General features: G+C 38.9%; 9 protein-coding genes. 1 reads left to right on the forward strand and 8 read right to left on the reverse strand.

The window, feature by feature from the left end:
- Positions 1-18: 18 nt before the first annotated feature.
- The 8 genes from L8106_RS33460 to L8106_RS04205 form a co-directional block, all read right to left on the reverse strand.
- Positions 19-1,992 (reverse strand): M48 family metalloprotease, encoded by a 1,974-nt coding sequence (locus tag L8106_RS33460; RefSeq protein ID WP_009782951.1) that lies wholly within the window; start codon positions 1,990-1,992, stop codon positions 19-21.
- Positions 1,992-2,519: a hypothetical protein gene (locus L8106_RS04175; protein WP_009782952.1), complete on the reverse strand. Its 528-nt coding sequence runs from the start codon at positions 2,517-2,519 to the stop codon at positions 1,992-1,994. The genes L8106_RS33460 and L8106_RS04175 overlap by 1 nt, the downstream gene beginning before the upstream one ends.
- A gap of 55 nt (positions 2,520-2,574) precedes the next feature.
- The gene (locus L8106_RS32775; protein ID WP_198012893.1) at positions 2,575-3,027 is read right to left on the reverse strand and encodes a hypothetical protein; all 453 of its coding nucleotides are present in this window, start codon (positions 3,025-3,027) and stop codon (positions 2,575-2,577) included.
- 24 nt (positions 3,028-3,051) lie between these two features.
- Positions 3,052-3,306: a hypothetical protein gene (locus L8106_RS32780; protein ID WP_009782954.1), complete on the reverse strand. Its 255-nt coding sequence runs from the start codon at positions 3,304-3,306 to the stop codon at positions 3,052-3,054.
- A 29-nt stretch (positions 3,307-3,335) separates the two neighbouring features.
- Entirely contained in the window at positions 3,336-5,030 is a 1,695-nt protein-coding gene (locus L8106_RS04185) for an extracellular solute-binding protein (protein ID WP_009782955.1), read from the reverse strand.
- Between the two features lie 123 nt (positions 5,031-5,153).
- On the reverse strand, positions 5,154-7,769 hold the full coding sequence (locus tag L8106_RS29335) for an ABC transporter substrate-binding protein (RefSeq protein WP_009782956.1): 2,616 nt from the start codon (positions 7,767-7,769) through the stop codon (positions 5,154-5,156).
- Between the two features lie 19 nt (positions 7,770-7,788).
- Positions 7,789-8,730 carry a DUF1822 family protein gene (locus L8106_RS04200; RefSeq protein ID WP_009782957.1) on the reverse strand — a complete coding sequence of 314 codons (942 nt, stop codon included), beginning with the start codon at positions 8,728-8,730 and terminating at the stop codon, positions 7,789-7,791.
- Positions 8,727-9,413, reverse strand: a complete 687-nt coding sequence (locus tag L8106_RS04205; RefSeq protein WP_009782958.1) for a helix-turn-helix domain-containing protein — start codon at positions 9,411-9,413, stop codon at positions 8,727-8,729. Before L8106_RS04205 ends, L8106_RS04200 begins: the two co-directional genes overlap by 4 nt.
- Positions 9,414-10,158: 745 nt before the next feature.
- Here L8106_RS04205 and L8106_RS04210 point away from each other — a divergent pair.
- Positions 10,159-11,334: a WecB/TagA/CpsF family glycosyltransferase gene (locus tag L8106_RS04210; protein WP_009782960.1), complete on the forward strand. Its 1,176-nt coding sequence runs from the start codon at positions 10,159-10,161 to the stop codon at positions 11,332-11,334.
- Positions 11,335-11,466: the final 132 nt, after the last annotated feature.

Consider the following 11,466-nt stretch of genomic DNA (forward strand, 5'->3'; position numbering starts at 1 on the left):
GTTTAAATTCAGTTAAAATTAAGGACTCACACGCTGCCATAATCGTTGAATTTCTCGCAGTTCATTCGGCTGAGGAGCATCTAAAACAGAGATTTGAGGATTGACTTGAGCGCCAGGAATATGTTGATTCCAGGGACTGTTAGCAACCGATTCTAGATTAACATTAGAATTAACAGGTCGAAAACCATACTGAACAAATACCTTTTGTTGCTCAGGTTCACTCAGAAAATCCACAAATTTACTGGCAGCATGAGCAGTCCTTAAATTAACATGATGACGCAAAATTGCAGCCGTTGCAACGCTTTCGATAGTGGGATTGAGATAATAGATTTGATAAGGTCTGCTTTGATTGATTCCCGCCTGTTGCCAACGAGATAAAGCAATACTTTCGTAAACAGTCGTCACATCAGCATCGTTGGGGCCGCGTGTGATAAATTCTTGCAATAAAATATCAGTTGAACGGGGCGGTTGATAAACAGATTGTTCGATCATTTTAAACAAAGATTCGGCGCTGGAAGTATTCAAGTTTAGCGAATTTCCCTGCTTGGAATTCAGCCACAAACTCAGCGTCACTTGACCGCTATTAGAGCGAGTCGGATCGGTCATTACAAAATCAAAACTTCCCCAATTCTCTTGTCCGCCCATTTTATCCCAGGTTTTAGCTTGCATTGCTTGTTCAATTCGTTGCCAAGAAAATTGATTATTGGGAAACAATATTTTACCTCTTTCCAGCCAAGCAATTCCAACTAAAAAGGTTTTGGCGATCGCTTGGGGAGGTTTGTAAAAGAGTTCACCATCATTTGAGGCTTGCCAACGCTGACTTAATTCCTCTAAAAATTCTTGACTGGCTGGAATTAAAACTGTAGGCTGAAAATCATTATTTTGATGAATGTAATTATTCACCATATCCTGTGAACCTTGAAACTTAAGTTCGAGGTTAATATTAGGATATTGTTGTTCAAATTTCGTTTCTAATTGTTGTAAAGGTTCGGCGAGTTCGCTACCACTCACGACCATGATTTTCTGTTCAAGTCCGGGAATGGGTGCATAAGCTAAACCCACAACAAGACTCGCCAAAATCGTAGAAGTTATCAGTCGTTTATGTCGTTTAAGGGGATAATTATTGTTCATTTTTGAAACCGTTTTTTGTCTCGTTTGCATTCCGAGTAACTGTTGAATTCGCGACTCCGTAGAAGGATGAGTTGAGAATAACTGATTAAACATTTTCCCCTGAAAGGGATTAATAATCAAAAGAGAAGCATAGGTCGCTTGGCTGGAAAAAGGGACTTTTTGACTCTTTTCGATTCGTTCCAATGCTTTAGCTAAAGCCCGAGGATTTCCGGTTAATGAAGCGGCACCCGCATCGGCTGCATATTCGCGAGTTCGAGAAATCGATAATCGGATTAATGTTGCAGTAATGGGTGCTAAAAGAACCGTGATCAGCAAGGAAAATTGACGCAAAGGATTTGCACTTCTTAAATTAAAAATACTGCCTAAAAAGACCGTAGTTCCCAACTGTGTTAACAGCGAAATGGCTCCCGCTAATGTGGCAGCAATCGTGACAATTAACGGATCTCTGTGTTTAATATGGCTGATTTCATGGGCGATAACTGCTTCTAATTCATCTTCGGGAAGCATTCTTAATAATCCCTCCGTTATCCCGATAACAGAGTTTTCTGGATTGCGTCCAGAAGCAAAAGCATTCGCCATAGATGACGGAATAATATAGACTTTGGGAACGGGTAAATCAGCACGATAACAGAGTAATTTAACAATCGGATCGAGTAATTTTTTTTCTGGGGAATTGGGAGAACGAGCCTGATAAACCGACAAGACAATTTTATCGGAATGAAACCAGAGATAAAAGTTGATTCCGATAGCTATAACTAAACCAATCCCCGCACCCATTACACCTCCAATGAGTAAATAACCCATGAGAATAATTAATCCAGTCAAGAAACCCAGTAATGCTGTTGTTTTAATGAAGTTCATTAGTTTTTTACTCCTTGGAATAAACGATAAAATAGAGTTAATACTCCCGGAACAAACCAAATAAAAACATAAATAATCCTTCCTAAATATTGTATTTTTATCCAGAAAGAAGAACCATGTAAAGTGACTACCGATGCTCCTGTATTGATACCCAATTCAATAATTTTTCCCTCATCTTCACGCGCTTTATAATCATTGGAGCCATAATTATTAAAGAAAATCTCCTCGCCCTCTTTAGGGGTAATGTAGGCTTCATAGTTGATTTCTTTATAAGATCCACCTTCGGAATCTCTACGAATTGTCTCCTTTATTTTTACTTGAAAAGTTGACAGCCGAAAAGGAGGCGATGAATCTGATAAGAAACCAAATAGATATTGATTATCAAATTGACAAGTGACATAATTTCGTTCTAATCGTTCACAAGTTAACTGAGTTGAACTACCGAAGAACAGTATTAATATTGGCAAACCAATAACTGTTATCAATAGAGTATTTTTGTCGGTTGGTTTTGTCCTGGTTCTAGTCATACTCAAAGATTGCTAAACTTCTAACCTAATCTCTTGTAAAATTGCCGATCATTCCTCAATTAATCAAAATATCCAGATTGGCTTGATAATCATTCAGTTCATTACTCAAACTTCTCAATTCTTGCAGATCTTTTGAATTACTCAAGTCAGCCGTTCTCAACTTATTCTGAAGCTTTTGTAACACACCTGCCGAGTTTTGAATGCTCGTAGAAAGGCTAATAATTTTAGCTTCGCGAGTATCTTGACCCGCTTGAGCTAACGCCATATTCTGTTCTAAACTTGCTGCTAATTTGAATCGTTCCAAATTTTGCCGGGTCATACCCGGACTCGAACGAATTTTACTTTTCACTTCTAAAAGCTGTTTTTCCAGTTCATTAACCGAGAGTAAAGACTCCTGTTCCGGTAAACGTTCGGCAATTTTATCAATTTTTTGGGGTAATTCAATAGTGCGATCGCAAATGTCCTGAACCGCCACCAAAACATCGATATTAAAAGAGGTTTTATTCATTAACTTATTGGCTTCTTGACGCAATTATTCCGCTTTTATAGCTAGGTTTTGACTGGAGACTTTCAACAGTTCTACTTCCTGTGGTAATTGCTGTTGAGCAATTTTTTTCGCCTCCGGTTCTCGGGATTTTAACACCGATGCAGTCACCACCGTAACTACTGCAACTGTAGGAAGGATAATCTTATTAGATAACCCCACCAAACGAACACCTGCAATCAGAGTAATTCCTCCCATCAAAACAGCAATAGGATAATAGATTGGATTCGCTAATTTAATCATGTTCCCCTCCTTTATATATTTTCAATCCTTTAAAACTCAACTTGTAAATCCGCCATCAAAGTAGAAATAGTTTCCGGATCTCCCTGGCGATAATAACCGCTATTCAAGTCGGCAATTTTCTTTAAAACTGTTGAATTAAACTCGCCTTCTTTTCCATAGCCAATCGTAAAAAAGGCAATTCGTTTATCCGTATTAAAGCCCGTTTTTTGAAGTTCTTGTTGCAATTTATCTAAAGAAATTTGAGATGCAGAATCTTCTCCATCCGTCAAAATAATCACCGCATTAATCGCATCCGGTTGTTGGTTTTGTTGCAGCCAAGTTTGAGCAGATAAAGTTGCATCATACAATTTTGTACCGCCTTCCGCTTTCAAATTATTAATAAATAGCATTCCTTGATTGCGTCCTTCTGACGTTCCATCTACCACAACAGGCGGGCGAATTTCCGAGTCAAAATCAATCAGCGCAATTCTTTCTTTCACCCCCAAACTTTCGATATAATATCGCAAAGTATTCTGAACTCCCGATAACTTTCTCCCCACCATTGAACCCGAAGAATCGACAACAATCACAACTTTTGAAGGTTTTTTTGCAAATTCTTGCCAAGACTTTAACATCGCCTCTACCACCTCCGGTTTAGGCGATCGCAAAGAATCATATCGAGCATTGGGATCAACTCCAAATTGAGGCGAAAATTTAGCCCCCAAAGCCACTCCCGGCATACCAGGCCTCAACCCGAATTCAGTTGCTATTTTTTGAGCTTCAGGCGATCGCAAATACTCAATAATTTGTTCTGCTGCGGCTTGTTCATCCGCACTCACCCAAGGCGCATTCGGCAAAACTGCTCGCATATTGGAAGTAAAAGTAGACCGGGGATAAATGGCTTCATACTGAACTAAATTACTTTGTTTATTTGTATTAGCCGCAATCACAGAAGACTCATAAACCGATGCAATTGACGCCCAAAATGAACCATTTTTAACCATATCGGAAGCCAAAGAATTCGTTGAAATTCCGTAGCGAGTTACTTTACTTTGAATTTGTTGAACTTGGGATTGATACTGGTTGATATTTTGTACAGTTAATTGTTCGGGGGGTTTGTTCGCAACCGAAGCAAATTGAGTCACTAAAGTTTGTAAACCGGAATTAGAACGAGTCGGCGCCGTTTGTACAAAATGAATGGGCAATAAAGGACTATTGGGATCGAGATCTTGATGAGTTTTTGCATTCAGTAATGCTTGGTATAAATTCTCTTGTTTGCGTAATCCGACCGCGACTTCTGAAGGCACCATAAACACCATTGGACTATTTGCTAAAAGCGGCGCATCGGTGACTTGGGGAATGTAATTTTGTCCGGGGAAAATCTGATTAATTTTATAGCGGAGTTGAGTCAGATAAATGTCTCCATCTACAGAAATTAATGTGGGAAATTCAGGGGCTTCTGGGGGTAAAGTTCCGGCTTTCAATTGTTCCGCGAGAGAGACAACCTCACTCACAACATCTCCGCTCCCTTTGGCTTCACAAGTTAGATAAAAGACTTGACCATTTTCTAGCTTGGGTTTCTGTTGGTTAAATTGAGTAGCCGCTTGGTTACAGAACTCTTTTAAAGCACTTCCAACTAAAAATTTAACCTCTATTTCCTTTCCACTAGAAGCAGAATTACAAGCATTAAGCAACAGCAGTCCTGATGCGATCATCAGACCTGTAATTGAGTGATGAGTTTTCATCGTTTAGTGTAGAATTCGATCTTCTACTACACTCTCAGCCCCTCTCAGAGAATTTATGCAAAAATCCAAAATCCTTGAGTTTTGCCTCAGTTATAAACCAATAACCCGAGTTTAAAAACCGTTTTATTCAATAATTTTAAATAGATTATATTCTCCACTCTCTTGAACTCCTACTAACACACTTTTAGTTGATTGAACATCACCAGAAGGATCGAAAGAAATTACTTCTTCTGCTCCTTGGACAACAAAACTTGAACTTGAAAGTATTTGATGGAGCTGACGAGAGCTTAAATTTCCACTGCTTTCAACTAAGGCTTGAATGATCGCTTGAGTCGCATCATATGAAGTTGCAGTTCGCCAGTTTACAGAGCCTTTCCAAAAGTCTTCAGATTGTTGGCTAAATTCAGAATTAGGGCTACGATGCCAGGGAATGGCAATCACAAGATTTCCCTTTAAAGCCTGTTCACCTGCATCTTTTAAAGTTCTGGGGTTATAGACAGAATCTCCTGCTAAAAGTTGTAAATTTCCATTCGTATTGTTAATAATTCCAATAACTTTCATGAGGGTTTCATCAGTCGCTGGAACTAATAGTAATACTTCAGCACCCTGATCTTTTCCATTTTTTACGCAGTCTCCTGCACTAAAAAAGCTACTTGATAAATCACATCTATATACAAAAGAACGAGGAGAAAGTAACTTCTCAAATTCATCGCTTAGAGATTCACTGTAGACATTTCCCGGAACATACGCAACTGCTACTTTTGTATCTTCTCCAAGTTTCTGACGCATATATTCAAATAACTTTTGAGCCGCTACTCTATCATTAGGAACCGTCCGAAAAATATAAGGACTAAAGTTAGATAAATTCACCGAAGTGCTGGTGGGAGAAATAGCAACCAATCGATGTTTATCATAAACCTGTCCAGCTCGAAGTGTCATATCACTAGAATAGTGACCAATCACCCCTAATATATTTTGATTGTTTACAAACGCTTCAGCGACTTTTTCTGCAACTTTCGGGTCATATTCATCATCAGCAATTATTACCTTCAAAAAGGTTTCATTAATTCCTTTGGTACAGTTTAATTGAGCTTGAAGTTGTAAAATTGCTTCAGAGAACTCGATCAATCCACAGTTAATTTGAGTTTGAGCTTGAGCAACACCCCGTAAGATTTCTTGGGAAACATTTGGTTCATTGCTAATCGGTACACTCACAGCAATTTCCACTTTTTTACCCGTATTGGTTTCGACTTTTTCTTGAGCAATTGCATTATTCAAATAAATAACTGTTTCTGGATCATTAGGATTTTGATTGAGGGCTTTCATAAAATTTTCTATTGCTCCTCTAAAATCTTGATTGTTATAGTCAATAATTCCTGCTTTTTTCTCTGAGTTGACATTAGATGAAATTAGAAGTTTTTCACCTTGACTGATTTTATTTTCTATCGAAGGGGATAAAGGAATCAGATCGGGTTGACGTATTATTTTGTATAAAGTATGAGCAACAACTGTAATAATTGCCAAACTTGCAATTATCCCCAATGGTTTTATCCAGGTTTCATGGAGTGCTTTAGGCTTAATAAAATCTTGCCAAGTCAGTGAGTTGGAAAGCGTTACTTCCTGTACACAAAGAGTCGGAAGCCAAGAAACACCCGGATAATCGTTTTCAAAACCATACTCAATTAGTCGTTCTCTTGAAAGATGAATCGAATGAAAAAGAGATTTATTAGAAGTAAAGTCTTCAAAGAAATACTCCAAAAATTTCACTGCTACTTTATCAGGAATCGGTTCTCGCATGACAATACTTCGAGGTAAACCTAACTCAGCCAGTTGGTGAGCAAGTCCTAAACCATCACAAGAATTGAAAATAGCCAGTTGTAACCCCTGTTTAATTGCTGTTCTAAACGAACTTTTAAAATCCTCAATTGAAATAGAACCCTGTTTACTATCATTTAATTCAATCGTGCCAATTGTTCCATCCTCACGGGAAGAACTATGACCCGCAAAAATAAATAAGTGATAACCTTTTTCTTCTCGCAATGCTTGTGAAAGTTCTTCGCGAGTCGGTTGTTTCAGAAAAGTTACTTGTGCATTTTTTTGTTCTAAAGCTTTAATTACTTCTTCATCAAACTGTGTATTAATATCATCACTTTTACCAATGATCGCTAATACTTTAACTTTATTTTGTTGACGAATAGGCTGAATTTTTGTTCGGCTTGTTTGTAAACGAATCGAAACTTCAGCTTGAGGAAAACGACGTTTAAATAAGTCCCATTCTTGCCAAGGAAGACGACGCAGTTGAGAACTGTCTGTATCGATAAAAATACGCACTTCTTGTCCCGATTTTTGTAAGTAACTGAGAACTGCAATCAATTCATCTCGAATGGGTTGCCAACCTGAATCCTGACCGTTTAGCCATTCATTTAAACTTTCAACAACTGATTTTTTTTGCAGAGAACTCATTTCTCTGGCATCCGAATCCTTGAGAATTTTTTTCGGATTAATCCGGTTTGAAACTTGACGAACGGCTTCAAACTGACTGTAGGAATATTGCCATTGACTATAGGCAGATTGACGATAATCTGAAAATTCAAGTTGGGGCTGTGAAGCTTCTAATTGAGCAGGAAAAGCAGGTAAATAACCATCTAGAGAATTAATCTGACCGTCACTCATCGCCAGCCGAACTCGAAACTTCTTAACTCCCTGATCCCAAAAGAAAAGAACTTTTATGACTGTCATTCTTCTAACCTTAATTAACTTAAATCTTAAAATTTTCAATAATCTTATCTTGATTTAAAGTGATTTGTAAACTAAATTTTTCTTGCGGTTTACAACCGACTTCCAACTCAATCCACTGATCTTCTTCTCTGGCTTGAGTCTTCATACAAGCGACTCCAGATTCATCGAGTACACTCACCTCCAAACCCGCAGGTAAATAAATGTTGTCTTCAAAGGAATAAAGTCTCATTTTAACATCAACTTCTTCTGTAGAATTTTCGCTGACTCTGACCGTTAATACAATGGCTGGCTTGGTGGGATCATTTTCCCATTGAATCACTTTACCTCGAATAAAGCTTTGTTCTAAAGACTTTACAGTGCGGAAATTAGTCCCTCTTGTTGGTAGTGAATTAAAACTTATATCTCCATTGGGAATAGGTAACAATTGTATCGGTTGCCATTCAGATTGAGTTAGGTTTTTCCATAAATTTTTCCATTTGCGATGCCAGTCTATTGTATCAATTAAATGATCAAGGGGATGAAGCTCATCGAGAGGGATAGATTCAGGAGGACAAGCAATTTCTTGAGCGGAAACAAACCCTAATAACTTGACTTGTTGGAGGTCTTCACTCAACTGAACCGTAACATAACCTAAACGGTTATCAGCAACTTCTGGAGAAATTTCTAAATGATCTTGATTGGGTAAAATCGGAATACATTCTAGTTTACCTAAATGGGGTAAAACTAAGTCAGCTACATTAAACATCGCTCTTTTAGTTGGATGCCAACAATCTCCTTGATCAATTGCAGTAGAAATAGACAGCCATCCCAGATAATCTCGCACCGCAACAACTGCTAATGTATTGAGATAAACCTGTTTTCCTTTCTGTGGAGTGGCTTGTTCTCTAGCAAATTGTTCGGCAAAACGGTGAGCATCTTGGCTGATCGGAACGGGTAAAGTTAAAGAGAAAGTTTGGTTCATTTTTCTAGTCCAAAGCGTTTGCTAATTTGATTACCAATTGTTTGTAATAAAGGCAGACATTTTCGCTTCCAGTGAGAGTAAAGCGTTTGGTTGCTGATATTATATTCTCGGGCGATCTCAGAAATTTTATGAGGAGGTTGTTGTAAAAGTAGGCGTATTGCTAAAATTTGGCAGTGACATTCGGGTTGTTTTTTGGGATAACAATTTTTGAGCAGATTTTCGGGATCTTGTTCAATATACTCCCACACTGTATCCCCAATACTTAAACGTCTTTCCTTTTGAGTTTGTTCGATCCATCCCTCAAGATTGGTGATAGCATTTGGATCTTCTAAGCGATCCATTAAAGTCGTTGATTCTCCCTGTTTGTTGCTGATTGGACGATCTAAACTTGGAGTATGATTAGTCGTAAACAAATCTCTAACCCTCCATTTTAAATAACCATTAATCCAACGAATAAGGCTCTGTTCAATAGAAGGAGGACGGGGTTCAAAAGATTGAATGTTTTTACACACCCATTCTAGAGTACGATTGAGCGCCTCAGAATAGTCTGAATGGGTGGAACGGTATAAATCAGGATGTCCTTGGATGATAATCAGGAGTCGAGTTAGGGCTTTACGTCCTTTGGAACTGGTGTGTTCAAATTGCTGGAGTTGCTCGATTAAGTCTTGAATTTGTTGATCCACAGCGCGCGCTCTCCTCTGTAGCTGCATCTCTATATGGTTTTGTTGCGGGTAAGAAACCCGAAGATGCTTTGAGTGTAACGGACAAGGAGGAGATAAAGAGTAGTATGGCTCTCTCAGTCGGGTTTGTGTCATAAAATTGATGGACTGATCAGGATATACTGCCATATCAGCGAGGTCAGTCAAATTTATGAAAAGTTTGCCAGATGTGATTCTCGGCTACATCTGAGAACTTAGAAAGCCCAGCTCTCAAGCCTTCTGTGAGCTTGATCTGCTTCCACCTCAACTTCCGGATTTTAGTTGATTTAAACGAATATACGGATGTTAGAATAAACTCGAAGTCTCATCATTTCCCCAGATTCACTGATTTTCACTTCTCAGTCATGTCCAACTCATATCCCAATCTTTACTGAAGCTTTACAGAGAAAGCCTTTAAACTTTACAAAAACACCTAGTATCTTTACAAGAAATGCTCCTATAATCCAATTAAGAGAAGCGAAGCATTAATTGAACTTTAAAAAAGATTTTATCCCTAAAATCTTAGTTAAAGAGCGATTAGTGAATAGAGTTCAGGAACCCATTCAGACCGAAGTTGAAGCTGTTGGTGTCTCGATGTCAGCGACTAAACTTCAAGTGAAACTTCCCATACAAAAGTTCACTCCCTGCCCTAGTGCAAAATCCTACACTTACGACAGAGAGTTTATCAGGGGATCTAATCAATCTAGCCATTTAATCAGAACTTTTACCTATGAATACCGTTAAAATTCTTAATGTAAATATTGATAACCTGTCTACTGAGGAGCTACTTCAGAAGTTAGGTCAACAGGGTGGTGTTGTTTTTACACCGAATGTAGATCACTTGATTAATCTTCAACGGGATGAAGAGTTCTACAAAATCTATCAAAACTCAGATTACAAAGTTTGTGATAGTCAAGTCTTATATTATGCCTCCCGCCTTCTCGGTCAACCTATACGTGAGAAGATATCCGGCTCTGATTTATTCCCCGCTTTTTACAGATATTATAAAAATTGCGAAAATACGACTATCTTTTTACTCGGTGCAGGTGAAGGGGTAGGTGTTCGCGCTCAAGAAAAAATTAATAGCATGGTCGGGCGAGAAATGGTAATCGATACTTATTCTCCGCCCTATGGTTTTGAGAAAGATGAAGTCGAATGCCAAAGAATCGTTGAGCGAATCAACCAGTCAGGAGCCACTGTATTAGCGGTTGGTTTAGGGGCGCCCAAGCAGGAAAAATGGATCGTTAAGCACAAACACAAGCTTAAAACTATTCGCATCTTCCTAGCAATTGGAGCTTCCATTGACTTTGAGGCGGGTGAAAAACCTCGTTCTCCGCAATGGATGAGCGAACTGGGAATTGAATGGCTCTATCGACTCTCCTGCGAACCCAAGCGACTCTGGAAACGCTATCTAGTTGATGATCTTCCCTTCGTGTGGTTAGTGATGAAGCAATGGCTTAACCTGTATAGTTCACCTCAGTTTTCCCTTTTCTCGTCTGTAACCCCCGGTTTGCAGATGCCGTTATTAGGTCAAGTCTTGCAAGAAGCAGGTTTGCTCACTCCCGCTCAGGTGAATCGGGTTTTAGATACTCAGGCCAGACAACGTAATCTTCGATTTGGAGAGATTGTCGCCAATCAGGGATGGGTTCATCAAGAAACCATCAACTTCTTCGCCGAACAATTACCGCAAATGGCGATGGAATCTCGAAAGCAGCCGATTGGTCACTACTTGAAAGCGGCTAAGTTGCTCAACGATGAACAAATTGAAGCTATCTTAATCGAACAAAGCCGAACCCAGATGCGTTTTGGAGAAATCGCGGTTGATCAGGGATTGCTGAAAAATGAAACCGTTGACTCCATCTTACGTTATCTTCAAGGTGACTTAAGCAATGTGATCGCGGCTTAATCACCCCTAACTAGAACAAATCCCCATTTCTCGCACTCAAAAGCCAGAGCCTTGCTCTCGGCTTTTTTATGACTTCTAGGCAATTTTAGGATAGGATTGTTTATTGAAAATCTAAAATTAGAGTTGGCGATC

It is taken from the genome of Lyngbya sp. PCC 8106 (genome assembly GCF_000169095.1).
Lineage (GTDB): Bacteria > Cyanobacteriota > Cyanobacteriia > Cyanobacteriales > Microcoleaceae > Capilliphycus.